The organism is Mycobacterium stomatepiae, from assembly GCF_010731715.1.
GTDB lineage: Bacteria > Actinomycetota > Actinomycetes > Mycobacteriales > Mycobacteriaceae > Mycobacterium > Mycobacterium stomatepiae.
The window spans coordinates 3,973,555-3,991,562 of the sequence record NZ_AP022587.1; the positions used below are offsets into that span (position 1 = coordinate 3,973,555).

At 66.0% G+C, this 18,008-nt stretch carries 15 protein-coding genes and 2 pseudogenes; 6 read left to right on the top strand and 11 right to left on the bottom strand.

Going from position 1 to position 18,008, the window contains the following annotated elements; translation table 11 throughout:
• Positions 1–8: 8 nt before the first annotated feature.
• The 5 genes and pseudogenes from G6N54_RS18760 to G6N54_RS18780 all read right to left on the bottom strand — a co-directional run bounded on the left by G6N54_RS18760 (position 9) and on the right by G6N54_RS18780 (position 8,390).
• Positions 9–320, bottom strand: coding sequence for a PE domain-containing protein (locus G6N54_RS18760; RefSeq protein ID WP_179969088.1), 312 nt, complete (start codon positions 318–320; stop codon positions 9–11).
• Positions 321–500: 180 nt separating this feature from the next.
• Positions 501–4,579 (bottom strand): annotated as a pseudogene (gene eccCa, locus G6N54_RS18765) (type VII secretion protein EccCa).
• A gap of 6 nt (positions 4,580–4,585) precedes the next feature.
• Complete coding sequence (eccB, locus tag G6N54_RS18770) at positions 4,586–6,085, bottom strand: type VII secretion protein EccB (protein WP_163791382.1); 1,500 nt, start codon at positions 6,083–6,085, stop codon at positions 4,586–4,588.
• A gap of 45 nt (positions 6,086–6,130) precedes the next feature.
• Positions 6,131–6,460: a DUF2710 family protein gene (locus G6N54_RS18775; protein ID WP_163791383.1), complete on the bottom strand. Its 330-nt coding sequence runs from the start codon at positions 6,458–6,460 to the stop codon at positions 6,131–6,133.
• Between the two features lie 535 nt (positions 6,461–6,995).
• Positions 6,996–8,390 (bottom strand): DUF5631 domain-containing protein, encoded by a 1,395-nt coding sequence (locus tag G6N54_RS18780; protein ID WP_308207247.1) that lies wholly within the window; start codon positions 8,388–8,390, stop codon positions 6,996–6,998.
• A 223-nt stretch (positions 8,391–8,613) separates the two neighbouring features.
• Here G6N54_RS18780 and G6N54_RS29575 point away from each other — a divergent pair, with 223 nt between their 5' ends.
• Positions 8,614–8,757: a hypothetical protein gene (locus G6N54_RS29575; protein WP_169718264.1), complete on the top strand. Its 144-nt coding sequence runs from the start codon at positions 8,614–8,616 to the stop codon at positions 8,755–8,757.
• 8 nt (positions 8,758–8,765) lie between these two features.
• Here G6N54_RS29575 and G6N54_RS18785 read toward each other — a convergent pair whose 3' ends face one another.
• The 6 genes and pseudogenes from G6N54_RS18785 to G6N54_RS18810 all read right to left on the bottom strand — a co-directional run bounded on the left by G6N54_RS18785 (position 8,766) and on the right by G6N54_RS18810 (position 12,877).
• Positions 8,766–9,077 (bottom strand): DUF2694 family protein, encoded by a 312-nt coding sequence (locus G6N54_RS18785; RefSeq protein WP_163791385.1) that lies wholly within the window; start codon positions 9,075–9,077, stop codon positions 8,766–8,768.
• Positions 9,064–9,381 carry an ESX-1 secretion-associated protein gene (locus tag G6N54_RS18790; protein ID WP_163791386.1) on the bottom strand — a complete coding sequence of 106 codons (318 nt, stop codon included), beginning with the start codon at positions 9,379–9,381 and terminating at the stop codon, positions 9,064–9,066. The genes G6N54_RS18785 and G6N54_RS18790 overlap by 14 nt, the downstream gene beginning before the upstream one ends.
• 45 nt (positions 9,382–9,426) lie before the next feature.
• Positions 9,427–10,799 (bottom strand): annotated as a pseudogene (locus G6N54_RS18795) (DUF4226 domain-containing protein).
• A gap of 123 nt (positions 10,800–10,922) precedes the next feature.
• Positions 10,923–11,285 (bottom strand): DUF4226 domain-containing protein, encoded by a 363-nt coding sequence (locus G6N54_RS18800; protein WP_163791387.1) that lies wholly within the window; start codon positions 11,283–11,285, stop codon positions 10,923–10,925.
• Between the two features lie 15 nt (positions 11,286–11,300).
• On the bottom strand, positions 11,301–12,095 hold the full coding sequence (locus G6N54_RS18805; protein ID WP_163791388.1) for a C40 family peptidase: 795 nt from the start codon (positions 12,093–12,095) through the stop codon (positions 11,301–11,303).
• On the bottom strand, positions 12,092–12,877 hold the full coding sequence (locus G6N54_RS18810; protein ID WP_163791389.1) for a helix-turn-helix domain-containing protein: 786 nt from the start codon (positions 12,875–12,877) through the stop codon (positions 12,092–12,094). Before G6N54_RS18810 ends, G6N54_RS18805 begins: the two co-directional genes overlap by 4 nt.
• A 145-nt stretch (positions 12,878–13,022) precedes the next feature.
• Between G6N54_RS18810 and G6N54_RS18815 the strand changes: the two genes are divergently transcribed.
• The 5 genes from G6N54_RS18815 to G6N54_RS18835 all read left to right on the top strand — a co-directional run bounded on the left by G6N54_RS18815 (position 13,023) and on the right by G6N54_RS18835 (position 18,008).
• A complete protein-coding gene (locus G6N54_RS18815) occupies positions 13,023–13,439 on the top strand; it encodes a WhiB family transcriptional regulator (RefSeq protein ID WP_163791390.1) in 417 nt (138 codons plus the stop codon).
• A gap of 95 nt (positions 13,440–13,534) precedes the next feature.
• Entirely contained in the window at positions 13,535–14,917 is a 1,383-nt protein-coding gene (locus tag G6N54_RS18820; RefSeq protein WP_163791391.1) for an acyl-CoA dehydrogenase family protein, read from the top strand.
• A gap of 53 nt (positions 14,918–14,970) precedes the next feature.
• Complete coding sequence (locus tag G6N54_RS18825) at positions 14,971–15,951, top strand: pirin family protein (protein WP_163791392.1); 981 nt, start codon at positions 14,971–14,973, stop codon at positions 15,949–15,951.
• Entirely contained in the window at positions 15,948–16,289 is a 342-nt protein-coding gene (locus G6N54_RS18830; protein WP_163791393.1) for a GNAT family N-acetyltransferase, read from the top strand. The genes G6N54_RS18825 and G6N54_RS18830 overlap by 4 nt, the downstream gene beginning before the upstream one ends.
• Positions 16,290–16,640: 351 nt before the next feature.
• A complete protein-coding gene (locus tag G6N54_RS18835; protein WP_163791394.1) occupies positions 16,641–18,008 on the top strand; it encodes a PPE family protein, SVP subgroup in 1,368 nt (455 codons plus the stop codon).

Here is an 18,008-nt window from a genome sequence, read left to right on the forward strand (position 1 = left end):
CCGGCCGCTTACGTTCCGATCGCGGCTGCGGCCGCGCTCAGTGCGTCGGTCATGACGCCGGTGGCAGACGCCAGACCCTGCGCACCCGAGAACCCGGCCCGCTGCCCGGCGTGCTCGCTCGCGGTCGCCAGGTACGTGGCACCGGTTGCGTTGAGCGCGGCGGCGAATTCGATCGAATCGGCGTCCGGTGCCATCGGCAGCACGCCGGTCAGCGCTGCCGCGCCGGCGGCGGTGGTGGCCGCCATCTGCTCACTGATCGCCCCTTCTGTCGCCGCCGACAAGTCGACGGCGCCCGGCACCATGTCAAACAGACCGCTCATTTTGACCCTCCGTATTTCTAAATGCCCGGTTTCATCCGTGGGGGTATACCCCCTTTTGGCTGGCTCCCCACCAGGCAAGTTGTGTCCGGCGAAATATCGCAGAATGGCCCGATTCTATGGTGACCGCTGCCAGCTGTCGATTCACCTTTTCCGCCGCCGACGCCGACATCGCGGATTGGCCTACTCCGGGGCTCCGACCAGCACACCTTCGATTGCGCCATCGGTCGTGACGAGCAAACCGCGCCCGGGGGGCAGTTGCTGCGCGCTGACCCTGGCGAACACCTTCACCGTCGCCGGGTCGTTGTCCATGAATAAGGTCGGCGCGCGCGAACTCGTCATCTTCTGCAGGAATGGACTCGTTATCGAGACCCCCGCCCAGTTTCCGGGCAAGCGCGACGCAATCACGTGCAGGCCTATCTCGCGACTGCGCTCGATCAACCCCCACAGCGGAGCGCTCGCGGCGGCTTTGCCGATCGCCCCGTGCGGACGCAGTTCCTGTTCATCGTCGATCAGGAGAAAATGGTGCGGGCCTTCCCACGTGCTGCGGCTCAACAACTCTTCCTGACTCAGCCCCGAGGGAGGAAGACGATCGCGCATCATTGCCGCCAGTTCCTCGATCACGGCGTCGATGTCGTCGGCGGTATAGGCGTACGCGCGGACGTGCGGCCCCCGAATTTTGCCGATCAGCGATGTTTTGGGATCGATGATGGTGATCTGCGCCTGCTCGGGACTGAACCGGCTCATCACCGCCTGCCCGAAGGCGGCCAGTGTCGTTGTCTTGCCGCACAACTGCCGGCCCAGTACCAGCATGCTGGGCACCGTGCGAGTCGGTAAATATGTCGGCTGCAAAGCACTTTCGCCGATGGCGAAGGGAATGTTGAACGGGTCCGCCGCCACGTCGGTCTCCGCGAATGCGGCGACGATCTGGGCGAGCTGAATCTGTTCGGGCAGTCGCGCCAACTTTTCCAGCCTGCCGACGCCGGTCACCTCGGCGATGACCCTGCCGAGTTGGCGCGTCGGTATCCGCTCGCCGGCGGCCGACGTGATCTCCGGCGCCCCGATCAGCACCTCGTGGCCCTCTCGGGTGACGCCGAACCCGGGCCGGTCCAGCGTGTTGCGGGCGGCCTTTCGGCGCTCGAGGCCCTCACCCATCTGGGTTTCGTCCGGATTGCTCAGCCGTAGCTGGATCCGCGCATTCGACACGTTGACCAGCGCTTGCTTTTGACCCACCAGCCACGCTATGGCGGTGGTCGCAACATGGACGCCGTAGGACAGGCCCTGGCGGGCGATCGATACCACGCGGTCTCCCATCGCGGAATCCTTGTCGTACAGGTCGCTGAAGTTGTCGACGACGAGAAAGACATCGCCGAACTTGTCGTTGGGATCGGTACCGCCCTCCCGCTCGGTCCCGAACCGGCGTTCCCGGAATTCGGAGATGTCGATCTGATACTGCTTGAACGCCGCCTCGCGGGCCAGGATCAATCCCTCTATCGACGCGACGGTCCGCGAGACGCCCTCTTTGTCTGTCTGACTGACGACGGATGCTACGTGCGGGAGATCTTCGACCGGGTACAGCGAGGCGCCGATGCAAAAGAATGTGATCCGCTCGGGCCGGTACATCAATGCGGCGGAGGTGATCAGCGACATCAGGGTGGTCGATTTGCCGCGCTGGGCGGTCGCCACCACCATGATGTTGTCCGTCTCCGCGTCGATGGCGTGCACCCGTTGCGCGTGGTCTTCGGGGATGTCGACGACGCCGACCGGGAACACCAGGCCTGGGTTGTCGCCGTAGTCGACATACCACGGCTTGCGTCGCCAGCTCGCCACCAGCGCATCCATCGGCTCGCTGACCTCCAAAGGCGGGAGCCATATTTGGTGGGGCGGACGCGCGCTGTGCGCCATCAGCGACTCGCGGATGACGTCGACCAGTTTCTTCTTCCGGAACCGTCGGAGTGGAACAGGAACTCGTCGGGCTCCTCGGGCTCGTCGGCGACCGCCAACGCTTCGCTGTCGGCTTCGCTGAGCGGTTGGTAGGCCCAGGTCAATGACCGCGGCTGCGAAAAGCTCATGGCCACCGTCTTATTCACGTTGACCGCCCGCTTGGGTACCACGAACGGGGCGGACACGTAGAAGCAGCGGAACTGCTCCAGGTCGCGTGGGCCCACCTTGAGCAGTGCGTAGCCGTTTTCCTTCGACGGCAGGTGCAGCGCCGCGTCGCTGCCGATCACATCGCGCGAGTCCTCCGCCGTCTCAGCGCGCAGGGCCACCCGAAACGCGATGTTGCTCTTGACCTTACTGAGCGACGACAGGTCCAGCCGCTGACCACCGAGCGTGAAGAAGACGTTACAGCCGCGACCCTCCTGCCCGATGTGGATGACCAGATCGATCCACTCCGGGTGGTGGATGAACAGCTCCAGGTATTCGTCGATGATCACGAGCAGAATCGGGACGGGTTCCAGGTCCCGCCCGGCCAGCCGCATCTCCTCGTACTCGTTGGCGTCACGTGCCCCGGCTTGGTTGAAAAGCCGGTAACGCCGGGCGATCTCACCGTTGACGGCCTTGCGCATCCGCTCGGCCAGATGCCGGTCGTCCTTGCCCAGGTTGGACAGCGAACCCGCGACGTGGGGAAATCCTTGTAGATCCTGCGCCGCGGATTCGAATTTCATGTCGACGAAGATCACGATGAACGTCTCGGGGGAGTGCGTCAACGCAATACCCGTGCACAGCGACAGGAAGTACTCCGACTTGCCGGAGCCGGACGTCCCGATCACGACCGAGTGAAATCCGAATCCACCAAAGTCTTTGGCGCGCAATATGATCTGCTGCAGCTCGCCGCCCTGCTTGACTCCCACGGGCATCATCGCCCATTTGTGATCGCCCCGGCCGCGGCTTTCGCCCCAAAGCCTGTCGACGTCGAGTTCCCGGGGATCGCTGATGCCTAGCGCCCGCAGCAATTCACCACCCTGGCTGTCGGTCTCCGACAGGTCCCCAGCGCTCATCGGGGACCAACGGGCCAGCGCTCGGGCGTACCGGTTGGCGGTGCTTTCGGCGAGCATGTCCGCCACGGCGTAGAACGTGCCGCGGTGGGTGAGTCGGCCTTCGCGCAGCGCGAAACGCTCACTGTCGTCCGTGAACCCGACACCCGCCCCGGCGCGGGTGGCCAACCGCAACACCGTGATACCGGACATGCCCTTCTGCCCGGTTACGCCTTCCCACTGCTCGGGGGTGCCGACGTTGTCGTCCACGATCACCCAGTGCGGTCCCAGCGCCAGGCCGGCGCTGGACTCTATCGGAGAGGGCATGGACGTCGGGCTCATGCCGACCGGCGGTGTCCACGGCCCCCGGCCCTTGCGGTGCAGCTCGGCGTCGAGCGCCTCTTCCAGCTCGGTCGGGGAGGTGAAGATCAACCGGCGCAGCCCACACGCGTCGAACATCTCGTCGTGCTGGTTGTGCGGCAGCCACACCAGCCATGACCACAACTCGGGGTGGCGCGTGACGACCATGACTTTGAGATCGCTGGAGCTGTGGTACACGGCCAGCGAGCACAGGATCGACCGGGCCATGCTGTGCAGTTCACCCGGATCGTCGCCGATGAAGCTGAAGCCGGGCTTGGACCGCAGGCTCAGTACCTTGCCGATCCCACGGATCTTGCTCTGCTCGAGGATGAAATCCCTTAGCGCGCCACCGGTTACGGGTTCGAGCTCTTCGCCGATCGGAACGTCAGGCCATTGCAGCGACACCGCCGACTCGCTGGCTTGCTGGATCCCGATGCCCAGCCGGACGTCGAGGAAGTCGGGGTCGGTGGGACGCCGTTCCCACATCCGCGGCCCACCGATGACGGTGTCCAGCTGTTGTGGATCGCCGTGCACGAAAAGCTGGCTGCGCCGCTGATTCTGGGCCCCGCGTTGCACTTCGTCGCGATCCTCGTCGAGCTGGCGCAGATAGCTACGGCGCTGCTTTTCTTGTTCGCCCCAACTGATCCGGCGTCCTCGTCCCAGGCGCCCGCTGAACATCAGCGTGCCGAACCCGACCAGGCCGATCATCGGGAAGAAGCCCGATTGCAGGGACCGAATCCCCGACGCGTACATCACCACCAGCGTGCCGATGATCCCGACGAGCAACGCGGGAATCGCGATCATCAGCAAGATGTTGCGGGGTTCGCGCTCCGGCAACGCCAACGGTGCGGCAACCGCGATGCGCACCGGCGGAACGTTCGGCGCGGGCTTGCGGCTGCCGCGGACGAAACCTCGTTTGGACATCGCTACCTAACCCCCGCCTGCCAGCTCGTTGTTGAGATCGGGAATCGGCGCCACGGCACCACCTCCGGACACCGCGTCGCGCGCCACCAGGGCGGCGTCGCGGCCGATCGCGGGCCCGGGCGCGAAGGTGCGCACGATCGGCCAGGGCGCTTGGACGGCTAGCCGCGGATCCAGCCCCAGCGCCTGCAAGGTGGCGTGATCGGATTGAACTCCGTACCGAACGCCTTGCGGTGAAATCCAATACAGACTTTCTCGGCTGTCGGCCGTTGCGACGCCGCTGGTCGTCGTCACGAAGTTCGCCGCGCCCGGCAGTATCAACGTTTGCTGCGCCTCGGCGGAATTGGGATCTCGGTCGTCGCGGACCAGGCGTACCACCCGAGAATCCATGTCGATCGATACCGGCAACCCCCGGCCGGTGAAGATCGTGATCCTGGCCTGCGGGTCACCAGATTGCTTCTCCCAGCCCACGCACGTCGCCGGGTTGGCCGACGTGTCAACGAATTCCAGCTTCTCCGACGGGTAATAGTCGACGTCGAGCACGTCGACCACCGGGATCTGAATCAGCTTGTCGGGCGCGACCAGGGTAGGCGTTGTCGAACCCTCCGAATCCGCGGTCCGCAACAGGTCGGCGACGAAGCTGGTGATCTTCTGTACGCCGTCGGGCAGCAGTACATAGAAGCCGTTGACAGCGCCGTTCGCATCGCGGGTTTCCAGCACCCTGCCCACGATGGAACCCGGCAGCCAGCGCGATGGCGTGCCGCGGCCCGGAATCACCGGCAGTATAATGGGTTCCGTCGACGGCATCGCGTCGAATAGCGCGTTGGAGATTTCGATCGGGTACGTCACACCGGGGTCCAGACCCAAGCTGAATGTCACCGATCGGTCCGCCGGATCGATGCGTGACCGCTGCCCGTGCCAGATCACATACGTTGCGCCCTTGTGGGTCGCCAGGATGGCCTGCTTGGGCCGCATCGGCTCCGACCGGCCGATGGGGGAGAGCTGACCTGCGATCGCGGTCACCACCGGAGCGGTTCCGCTGCCACGGGCGGCGGCGGCGTCGCAGACCGCCCACGCCGATTCGGCGCTGGCCGTGATCGGCAAGCTGTCCGGCGCACCGGGGATGCCGATGATCGGGCCGGTCGGGTACTTCGCGATCTCGCTGGCCCTGACCCACGTCGGAGCGCCAGCGTTGCCGACCGCCAACCGTGCCGAGGTCAAGTTGAGCGCGGGGTAGAGCCGGCCGTTGATCTTCGCGTAGATCGCACCGGTGTCACGATCGCCGATAATCGACGATTGGCCGACCAAGCCCGAGGGCTTCATGACATGCAGGAGTGCCATCCAACCGACGCCGATGAGAACGAGCACGATCGACAGCGCCACAGCCGCTTGCTGTTTGCGGTCGTCGTGCTTCATCCGGACCGAGAACCGGGTGATCGCGGCGCGCAGCCTCCGGTTGTAGAACAGGTGCCCCGAATTCTGGTCCCGGTTGGACAGATTGAGTGGCACGGTCATTCTCCTTTGGGCGGTCGGGGTGCTACATCGACACCGATGTCAGTGCAGTCCGCCGCCGTACCTGGCCCGATTCTCGGCTTCTGCCTCTTCCCGAAGTGCTGCGATCGCGAGGTTCAACCTGTCGGCCAGCTCCGCATGGCCGTAGCCGGTCATCACACCCGGATGCAGAGACAGCTCGACCAATCTGCCGTCGGAATTCGTCACGACGCGAATATCCCCCAAGTCCACGCTGTACGTGATCGTCTCGGCTTGTGCGACAAGGGCTTCCCACCTGTCGGCTGCCTCGCTCAGTTCACGTAGAACCGCTTCGACGAGATCTCGATCTTTCAGGTCGCTCTGCTCGTTGCGGCCGCCCGACCCCGCCACCATGTCAGTATCATCGACCGCTCCAACCAGCGTCAATTCATAGTTTGACTGCCGGCGGGATCGGGGGAGTGGGGCCAACTCATCACCTCCCCCGGGACGTCGATCATTCGGGTTGGTCACCGGCTTGAGAATTCGCAGGCACCCGACCGGTTCCTCGGCGATGACGCGCCCCAGCGATGAGTGGGCGGCAAACTGCGCTTCGCTGAACCCCTGGTCGGATGTCGGATCGTGCGGAAATCGCGGTGCACGCCGCGTACGTCAGCAGCCAGAACGGACGCCTTCCGCTCAAGAGAGCATTACGCCGGGGTCGGGAAAGCAGTTCCGCAAAGGCGACGCGCTCGCCAGCCTGAACAGCCGAATAACACGCGGAGCGGTAGTCCGGAGCGCGATCACATATCCGGCTGCGGCGAATAGGGACCCGTGCGGTTTAATGTAACCTCAACGCCCAGTTCATATCTCGCCAAAACGAAGCGCATCTGGCGCGTAGTCGACTACCTGTTCTCGTGCGAAAACCCGCGCTATAGCGGGCAAGTAGCCCTCAGGCGTCGGCGGTCCACTGGCTGGCCGGCGGCTCATCGAGTTTCTGGAACCAAGCCAGGTGATAGTTCGCCGACGTCATGTCGCCGGCGACGCTGCTTTCGGTAGCGGCCAGCAACAGGCAGTTGAGCAACAGCGCGGGAACGATATCGGGATACTGGCTGAACAGCTGATAGCGGGCGGTGTCGAGGTGCACTCGCAGCAGGTCGGCTTCCTCTTCCACCACACCCGTTCCCGCCGTGGCGGCTTTCGCCAGGGTGTGCACCAGCCGCGGAAGTCCCTCGCGCCAGTGCGTGACTCGACCGAGCTCCCATCCGAGATCTTCGACCGCCGGCAGTTCGCGGGCGCGAACCGAAGATTCCGTCGCGGCGAAATCGGTCGCCCGGCCGATCCGGTCGCCGGGGGTGTAGATGGCGGTCCGGGTCGCCTCACCGAGCAGTGCTGAGGCCTTGCCCGTCCGACGTCCGGGCGCCAACAATCGCACGCCCACCGGAAGGGTGATTCCGGACGGAATCCAGCCGTGGGCAAGATCGGTGACCAACAACGTCGTGCCGTCCGGGAGGTCGCCGATTGCCCAGTTCAGCCCGGGTTCTTGGCGGACCACGAACGCTAAGAGCCTATGCAATCGCTCGGAATCGGATTCGGCATCGACAGGCGCCTCAGGCGCTTCCACAAGTTCCGGTTCGGGCTCGCTGACACCCTCAGGCTCGGATTCAGGCTCGGGACCCACGTCGACAACAGGTTCCGCGGCCCTCACGGTGGGTTGCTCCGGAGGGAGCAACGTCGGCAATTGTGCGGTGTCGGGTTCGGCGGCCGCCGCGACCGGAACCTCCGGAACTTCCCGCGGCGTCGGAACCGCGACGTCGACGGTGAGCTCCTCGGACGGTGCACGGTGCCGGCCTCCGGAGGAATGGCGGTTGTCGTCCGCGGTAATTTCCGATTCCGGCTCGTCGGCGACGGGTTCTACAGGGACGACCGGCATCACTTGGGTCTGATCGAGGGTCCGGTCACTGGCGACTGGCTCTACCGCCGGGACCACCGGGATGACTTGGGTTTCGTCGATCGCCGGCTCGACGGCGTCGGGTTCGGCCGCCGGGACCGCAGGGATGACTTGCGTCTTTTCCAGGTCGGCCGTGCTGAAACGCCGCGCGGCCTGCGCGGTGTGGCGGCGTGCGCGCGCCTGCGCCTTCATTAACTCCAGCTGGCGAACCGTCGATTCGACGCGCCGCACGGCGCGGGCACGGGCTTCGTCGATGACGCGGGCCTCCGCCGCGCGTCGGCCCGCGTCGGTGAGTCCCGCTCGCTTGACCATCCCCAGCTGCTTGTTGGCATTGATGGTGATTCGCTGCAGGTCTTTCTCGAGATACTCTGCGAACGTGGCGGTTTCGTCTGTCACCGTCGAAAGTTCGGCAGGCCAAAGGCCGCCGATCACCCACGGGGTGCAATCGACAGGAGAGCTGAAGGCCGGCATCGCCAATGATTCCCGGGTAGCTCTCCGGAGGCGCTGGCGCGCCGTCTTTCGACCGAAGATCGCCACCGGGTCAGACTACCGACATCTTCCCCGCGCCCTTTACCAAAGGTGAATTGTGCGGGTGTGGGTGGCTCGGTAGCGTAAGGCCATGGCTGATTCTGCGCTGCAGCAGCAACTCGACGAGGTCCGCGCCCTCCTCGGCCGCGCACGAGAGTTGTTTGGCGCCAATCCCATCGAGCCTCCCACCGATATCGCGCCGGATCCCGACGCCGCCAAAACTTGGCTGATCTAGGCGCTCGGCTAGTCCACGCCGTCGCGGCGGCGCAGCTTGTGCGCCAGCAGTTTCTCAATCGCCACATCGAGGTCGTTCGGCGTCGGGACCTCCGCCGACGGAGTGTGTCCGGCCGCCACGATCTCCTGGCGAACTTCCAGCAACGCTTTGAGCCACGACACGTCCGCGGTCAACAGGATGCCCTGGGCCAGCGTCGCGGCATCGGTGTCCATCGCCTCTTCGCTTAGCGCAACGCTGTGCATGTACCCGCCGCGGCACGAGCGGACCAGGATCTGCCCACTCGGGTGAACGGTGTCGAACGCGGGATTAGCGTCTGTCATCGACCACGCGGCCGAGTTCGCCGGCCGCATCTTGTTCATGCTGATCCCACGTCGTGGCCGACACGGTCAGGTTGTGCGCCATGTCGGCGTGGTCGTCCGCTTGCTGCTCGTAGCACTGGCGCCTGAGTTCGAGCAGTTCGCGTCCGGCGTCGCGGAGTTCACCGAAGATGGGCCCCAGCGAGTCCAAGCTCTCCTGGATGGCGGCGTGCGACGAAGGAATGGTGCGCAAGTAGTCGGAGGTCTCCCGATGATGCGCAGCAGCTTCACGTAAGTGCGCGGGCACCACATGGATTCGGTCTGCCATCCGTTTTCTCCTGTTCCTGCGCCGCCGGCCTGGCCGGCGGATTCACTATTGTCCAGTGGTCGGCGTAGCCGCCGGCCGGGTCGGTGTCGGTGCGTCGGTCCTGGCTGGCGCGGTCGCGGTCGCCGCGGCCGGCGGATGCTCCCAGCCTAGAAAGCTCGGGCCGCTTACGGTGGCGATGTGCTGAATCTGGCCATCGAGAAGAGCCTTGGTGTGGCCGAGGGCCAGGGCATGACGATCGGTAAAGATTCCGATGTCACCCGGCGCGACTTGCATCGGATCAATCGGATTGGCCACCGCGGTTCCCGGCGCGGGAATGGTGATCCCCTGCTGATGGAACGCATCCGGGATCGGCGCGCCGCCCACCGCGGCCTCGATGGCCGCCGCCAGCTGCGGGCTTGCCGCCGTCACCGTGTCACCGTCGGGCAGGGTCACCATCGTCGGCCCCCCGGAGGTGATTCGGCCGTTGGCACATCCTCACCGTGGTCGTCGTCTTGGTGTTCGTCATCGTCGTCGGCCGGATCCGGCTCGGGTTCTTCGCCGTCCAGGCCCGCCGACGCCGGATCGGTTTCACTGCCCTCTTGGCGCCCGGGCAGCGCCGCGGGCAGACCCCAACCGCCCATCGAACCCGGCCCGGGTGTCGGTCCCAGACCAAGGTTGGGAATGCCCGGCAGCGCCGACGGCATCGCGGGAGCCGGCGCGGTCCCGATCGGGCCCGAATCCTCGGCCAGCAGGCCAGGATCGTCCGCCAGCAGCGAGTCCAGTAGCGGATCGCCTCCGGAATCGGCAGGTTCCGCCGTCGGCTCGGATGCGGCAACCGCAGCCGGCCGGGTCTCGCCGGCGACATTCGTTGGGCTCTTCGATGCGTCGTACAGCGACGTCCATGCGGCCATCAGTGCCGACTTCGACGTGTCGTCCAGGTTGGCGGTCATGACCACCGTGCGAATGTCTCGCAACTTGCCGATCAGGAATCGCTGAAAGTCGCGCGCGCCCGCCGGGGTGTCCAAGTCCGATCGGGTTTGCACCGCAGCCTCGGTCTCGCGCTGTAAGGCGCTCAGCGCTTCGGCGCCTTCGACGGTCTTCAGGTGGGCGTTCATGATGGCCGAAATGACCTGCAGGTCCAGCTGAGAACTTGCCGAATTCTGATGTGCTAGAGCTGCTTCGGCGCCGGCGATGGCTTCTGCGGTGGTTCCCTCGGACTGCTGCGGCGCTGGAGCAGACGATTCCACACCGGAGCCGAACACGCCCGGATGCTGCCGGCGGATCTTCGCCAGAATCATGTCGAGTTGCTCCGGACGGGTCGTGGGGGTGATCATGGCGGCCAGCTCCGTCGGCGTCAGCCCGGTCTGCCATGCGTTCGGATCGCCGGTGCGGTCGCGCACGACTTTGACCGTGGCCAACAGCTCGTCATACGTCGACATCGGCTAGCCAAACGGCGCTGCGCCCCAACACGGGCGGTGTCGCGACCCCTCCATGCCGGGTGACAGTACTGAGGCCCCGCGCTGCCGACAATTCACCACAGGGCGGCTGTGGATGCAGGCTCACTAGCCCGTCGATATGCCGTATTCTCCCCGCACGCTTTGCAGCACAGCCGTTTTCGCTCGGTCGAGCTCGCGCGCGTCGGCCACCACAGCTGTGATCTCGCGCTGCTTGGCGACCAGAAACTTCTGAAACTCCCGCGCCCCCATGGGTGTATCGAGGGCCAGGCTCCGGTGCTGGGGGACAGCACGGTCGATCTCGTCGGCGATCGCATCCAGACGCCTGATGCTCTCCCGCGTCGCGGCGTGCGCGCTGGCAAGCACTTCCATCAGCGCACGATCTGCCTCGGCGACCGAGTCGTGCCGCGTCGCCATTTCCGACTGACGCGCCTGGATAGCGGGTACCGAAGGGCCGGTCTGTTCCGACATCTGTTCAACCCAATCTCATAACGGCCGCCGAATCGCGACGTAGTTGCCCAGCCGGCTGATGCGCACCGAGGCACCCGAATACGGTGCTTCGACGACGAGGTTGTTGCCGATCGCCATCTGCACGTGTCCCGTGTGCGGGAAGACCAGATCGCCGGGCCTGACTTGCGAACGGGGCACGGGAATTCCGTCGTTGATCTGCTGATAGGTGGTGCGGTCCAGGTGAATGCCGGCCTGCGCATAGGACCACTGGACGAGTCCGGAACAGTCGAACTGATCGGGGCCGGTCGCACCCCATACGTAGGGGCGGCCCAGTCGGGACAGCGCCGCGCGCACCGCAATTCCGGCACGACTGCTCCGGGACGGCAACCGCAGTCCACGGTGGTGCAGCATTCGGTAGCGCAGCGCCCGCAGCGCCGCCGAATGCCGTCGGGCGCGCAACCGGGCGGTCAATACGTGTGCCCGCTGGGCGCACAGCCTCGCGGCCCGACGGCGCATGGCCTCGCGTTGGGCCATCGGGGTGATCGGGGTGGCGGCCGCATCGGCACGGGCCTCGTCGAGGACGTTCTTGGTCAGCTGACGAGCCTGCGCCCGGTCGCGGTGAGCCCCGGCGATGATCTCCGTCGCCGCGGCATCCGTGCGGGCCGCCGCGCGCAGCACCTGCTGGCTCCGGTTCACCTTCGATTGATAACTCTCTTGGCCCACAACGCTATTCAATGGCGCCATCACGTATGCATCCAGCGGCAGCTGCCGGGTGCTCCCGGCGAACAGCTGATGAGCGCGGCTCAACGCCTCGATGTCGCTTTCGGTCATCGGTCCTCCTCGCCGCCGAGATCGGTGCCGTCTCGACTCTCCGCCTCCACCGCGTCGGTGAACGCGCGCACCCGGGGAAGGACCCCGGCCGCAATCACCCCGCGATTGCGGATGTCCCACATCTCGTCACTGCTCACCCCCAGCAGCGCCGCGATGATCGCGTCCGGCAGCGACGACTGCGCACACGCCCGGTCGAACCGCGCGCTCAAACTGGTCGGCATCCGCTTCAGCAGGGCGCTGCGCGTCTCCTCGAGGGCCTGGAGATGTTCCATCAGCCGGTCGGTCGAATCCGCACCGGCGCTCACGGCCACCCGCCATGAGCTGGCGGCGAGCATCTCGGCCTTCACGCACTGCGCGATCACAGAGAGAATATACGTCTCATATTCGTTTGATGTCGTCGCCGGCAGTCGATCGATCACGGATTTGAGCGCATCGAGCTGGGCCTCGGCATAGCCTTCCAGCACTTCGGTGTCGCTATGACGGTCGACGACCACCGCCCCGGCGCGCGGCGGGGACATCGCCTCGAGGGGCTGCGCGGCGATCAATCGGGCCAGTTCGGCATCCGGATCGGCGGCCACCAATAACCGCGAGTACGTGCCCGGCGGCAGGCCTAAGCCGTTCTCCACCTTCTGAACAGTGCTTTTGTGAGCCTTTCGGGCGCCGCGTTCCAGGTAGCTCAATCCCATGATGCTGACGCCGGTCGCGGCGGCAAGCTCCGCCAGGGACCAATCACGCGACTCACGCAATGCACGGATGGCCGCACCCGCCGATTCACGGCTCACCCGCTGGCTCCGGCCATAGGCCGGATACTACACAGCCGGACCCTTATCGCTATAAATATACGTTTCGGTCGCGTTTCTCTTGCGCTGGCACGGGGATTATATATACGCTTTTGTCTATGTTTCATTCCCGGGCAAGGAGACTGACATGGGCCACCCCTGCGCAACCGACCCGGAACTGTGGTTCGGCTACCCCGATGACGACAGCGGTGACGGCGCGGCCAAGGCCCGCGCCTATGAGCGGTCGGCCACCGAGGCGCGGCGCCAATGCCTGCGCCGCTGCCCGCTGGCGCAGCAGCGCAGATGCGCTCAGTACGCCATCGCGCATCGGGAGGAGTACGGCGTGTGGGCCGGCGTCAAACTTCCCGGCGGCCAATACCGCAAGCGCGACCAATTGGCCCGCGCCCACGACGTCCTGCGACGCATCGCCGCCGGCGAGATCAACTCCCGCCAGCTGCCCGAGAACGCGGCGCTGCTGGCCCGCAGCGAGCACGAGACCATCCCGATGCCCGCCGTGGTGGTGCACCTGCCGATCGCGCAGGTGGGTCCGCGTTCCGCCGCCTGACCCGCTTGCGCCGCGCACCGTGAACGTTTGTTCACCCAAACAACGGGGTAGTCGACCGCGACGGAACATCCGACCGTCGACCCCGAGGTATCTCCATGACGTTCGACCTGACACCCACGGCGGCGCAGCACGACCTTGCCCGGCGCGCCCACGAATTCGCCGAGTCCGTCGTCCGACCGGTCGCGCTGGAGTACGACCAGCGGCAGGAGTTTCCCTGGCCGGTGCTCGAGGAAGCGGCCCAGCGCGGTTTCTACAGCCCGCTGTTTTACCGCGATCTGATCGGCGATCCCACCGGTCTGTCACTGCCGATGTTCATGGAGGAGCTGTTCTGGGGCTGCGCCGGAATCGGTTTGGCGATCGTGATGCCGGCGCTGGCGCTTTCGGCAATCGGTCAAGCCGCCTCCCCCGAGCAGATGCTGCAGTGGGCACCCGAATGTTTCGGTACCCCAGGTGATCTCAAGCTCGCCGCGCTGGCGATTTCCGAACCCGAGGGCGGCAGCGACGTACGCAATCTTCGGACGCGGGCGCGGCGCGACGGTGAGGACTGGGTGCTCGACGGCCACAAGATGTGGATCGGCAACGGCGGCATCGCCAACGTGCACGTGGTCAACGCCGTGGTCGATGAGGAGCTTGGCCACCGCGGCCAGGCCCTATTCGTGGTGCCGGGCGGCACCCCGGGACTGGAACTGGTGCGCAAGCTGGACAAGCTGGGCTGCCGCGCCTCGCACACCGCGGAATTGCGGTTGGACAGCGTGCGGATTCCGGGTGCCAATTTGCTTGGAGGAGAAGACAAACTCGAACACAAGCTCGCCAAGGCCCGGGAAGTGGTCGCGGGTGGCCAGCGCTCGGGCTCTGCGACGCTGGGTACCTTCGAACAGACCCGCCCGATGGTCGCCGCCCAGGCGATCGGCATCGCGCGGGCCGCGGTGGAGTACGCGACCACATACGCCACCGAACGTGAGGCGTTCGGCGCGCCGATCATCGACAACCAGGGCATCGCGTTCCCGCTGGCCGACCTCGCCACCCAGATCGATGCCGCCAGGCTGTTGACCTGGCGAGCGTCCTGGATGGCCGCCAACGACGTTCCGTTCGAGCGAGGCGAGGGCTCGATGGCCAAACTCGCCGCCAGCGAGGTCGCTATCAAGGCCACCGAACGCGCGATCCAGACCCTGGGTGGCTGGGGGTACATCACCGACCACCCCGTCGAGAAGTGGTATCGAGATGCCAAGCTGTACACCATCTTTGAGGGCACCAGCGAGATCCAGCGGATGGTCATCTCGAATGCACTGGGCGCCGCGGTAGGAACTCCGCCGCTGCACGTCGTGCTCGAGCCGTCCGGCGGACCGCTGAACCGCATTTTCGGCCGGGGCACCCCGCTGCGATCGCGGGCCGCCAACGCCGCGTTGTCGGTCAAGGATCAGATCCCGGAACCGATCATGCGGGTGGCTATGCAGCTACTGCGGCCGCCGGGACGATAGGCCGTCAGCCCCGGGTACGGTCGCGGTATCACGCCCGCAACGAAGGGTTCACGGTGAGCAATCTCGAGACCACGCCGACCGAAGTCGCCTGCAGCGCTTCGCGAGTTGCGGGGGTCGAGGTGCTCCAGCCGCGAGAGGTACCACTGGGCGGACCGCGGGCTATCCGGGTGCAACGTACCTTGCCGCAACGACAGCGCTCGCTGATCGGAGCGTGGTGCTTTATCGACCACTACGGTCCCGTTCGGGCGCGGATGGATGTTCCCCCTCATCCGCACACGGGACTACAGACAGTCAGCTCGCTGTTCAGTGGAGAAGTGGAACACCGCGACAGCGCAGGAGTGCACTCCATGGTGCGGCCCGGCGAGTTGAATCTGATGACGGCAGGGGCCGGCATTTCTCATTCCGAGGTTTCGGTCGGGTCGGACGCCGCTCTGCACGGAGTGCAGCTCTGGGTCGCGCTGCCCGATTCCGACCGCGATGGCGGACGCGGCTTCGCCCACCATGTGCCCGATCCCATCTCGCTGACCGGGGCGGTGGCGCGGGTCTTTTTGGGCGAGCTGGCCGGCAGCCGTTCCCCGGTGCACACATTCACTCCGCTGCTCGGCGCCCAGATCGATCTCGACGCGAACGCGCAGCTGCACCTCGACGTCGACCCGACGTTCGAGCACGGTGTGCTCTGCGATGTGGGCACGGTGACGATGAACGGAACAGACCTGGCGGTTGGCGACCTTGGTTATCAGGGCGCGGGCAACGCCTCCGTCCGCCTATGCAATGTTGGAGATCGGCCGGCGCGGGTAGTGCTGTTGGGAGGTGCCCCATTCTCCGAAGAGCTGCTGATGTGGTGGAACTTCGTCGGGCGCACCCACGACAAGATCGTCGGCTATCGCCAGTTATGGGAGGAAGCCGACCCGCGCTTCGGCGTCGTCGAGGGTTATCGAGGCTCAGTCACACGACTGCCGGCCCCGCCGCTGCCGACCGCCAGGCTGCGGCCACGACCAACACCGCGCGGACCGAATGAAAAGGAAAACACATGACAACCGACAAGACCGGGGCACAAACCACTGTCGCCGAGGGCCATCAGACCTACACCATCACCGTCGAGGGCAAGACGGTCGGACAAGCCGACTACGCCGACCGCGGCGAGCAGCGGGTTTTCTACCACACCGTCGTCGATCCCGAATTCGGCGGACGCGGCCTGGCAACCATCCTCCTCGAAGAGGCACTGAACAAAGCACGAGACTCCGGCAAACGGATCGTGCCGGTCTGCTCGATGGTCCAAACGGTGCTCAAGAAGCATCCCGAATTCGACGAGTTCACCGACCCGGTCACCGACGAGGTCAAGGTTTGGGCACATAGCCAGCCAAGCAGCTGAGGCACGGGGCAGGCGGCTACGACCTTGCCCGCGGCTTTACTGCGACGAATGGCACACATCGGCCGGCCTCATCGGGCAGCTAAACCCCGCTCGGGGCCGCCAGCTTGCGGATTCACCGGATATCGCCTACGCACATGACTTACCGTGTTCTTGCAGGATAGCTGGGCAAAACGGGTATCTCAGTACGCGGCATCGGGGCCGCATGCGGGAGCCGTGTAGCCTCCCAGCTAATTCACAGGTCTCCGTGAGCAAAATGGTTGACGCAGGCGGTCAGCCCCGACGATGGCATCGTGTTGGTTTGCCGTTCACCGAAGCCACCGGCGCTGGGCCTGTTCGATCGGGGAGGGAAACGTGGACTACGCACTTCTGCCGCCGGAGGTCAACTCCGCGCGCATCTACGCCGGGCCTGGTTCCGGACCGATGCTGGCAGCTGCGTCCGCGTGGCAGACGCTTGCTGCCGAGTTGCACTCGACGGCAAGCGCGTATCAGGCAGCAATCACCGAGCTAACCTCCGGACCTTGGCTGGGCCCGGCGGCGGCGATGATGGCCGCGGCCGCCGCCCCCTACGTGAGCTGGATGAGGACGGCCGCCGACCAAGCTGAGGAGACGGGCAATCGCGCCATCGCGGCGGCGGCCGCCTACGAAGCCGCCTTCGCGGAGACGGTGCCGCCCCCGGTGGTCGCGGCCAACCGCGCCGTGCTGTCCACGCTGGTCGCCACGAACTTTCTCGGGCAGAACACCTCGGCTATTGCCGCTGTCGAAGGGCAATACGGCGAGATGTGGGCCCAGGACACCGGCGCGATGCAGAGTTACGCCACCCAGTCGGCGGCGGCCACCGCACTGACCCCGTTCGACTCGCCCTCACCGAACACCAGCACGGACGGCACGGCGGACCAAGCCGCCGCGGTCGCCCAAGCCACCGGCACCACCGCGGGCGATGCACAGGATGCCGTCTCGTCGGCTCAACAGGCCTTCTCGGCGGTTCCCAACGCGCTGATCAACCTGGCGAGCCCGCAGGACGCGTTCGGGTTTGGGGGGCGAGACCTGCTAGGCCTGCTCGCCGACCTGAGCGCGGTTTTTCTCGATCCGGAGTTGGGCGCCACGAGCCTGGCTGCCGACACCACGCTCGGGACCACCGCTCTTCCCTACGACGTGGGCGGTTATTACACCGGTGTGCACACCGACGACATCGTGAGCGGCTGGGGAGGGGTGCAACCCTGGCCCGGCAATGCGTCGGCGCCACCGACAACATTTCCGGTGCTGACCAACCCACCCGCGACGGTGACCGGCGGTTTCGGTCACGCGCCGTCCGTCGGGCGGTTGTCGGTGCCGCCGGGGTGGATGACCGCTGCGCCCGCGTTACGGGCCGCGACGACGGCGCTACCGGCCGCGACCGCCGCTGCGGCCGCTGAGGCCACCGGCTCAAGCGCGGGCAGCCTGTTCAGCCAGATGGCACTGGCAAGCATGGCCGGGCGCGCGATGGCCGGGACGACCGGCGGAGGCGGCGCGCGCTTCCAGGAGCGCATCGGGATGGCCGCACCCAAGTCGAAGGACACGCCGCCGGCCGAACCGGTAGAGGTGCCACAAATTCCGATGGGCGGGCCGATCACCAGCATTGCCGCCGAGCTGCGCAAGCTGGCTTCCCTACGCGACGCGGGGATCCTCACCCAAGAGGAATTCGTCGAGCAGAAGCAACGCCTGCTTCCGCGCGATCCCTAG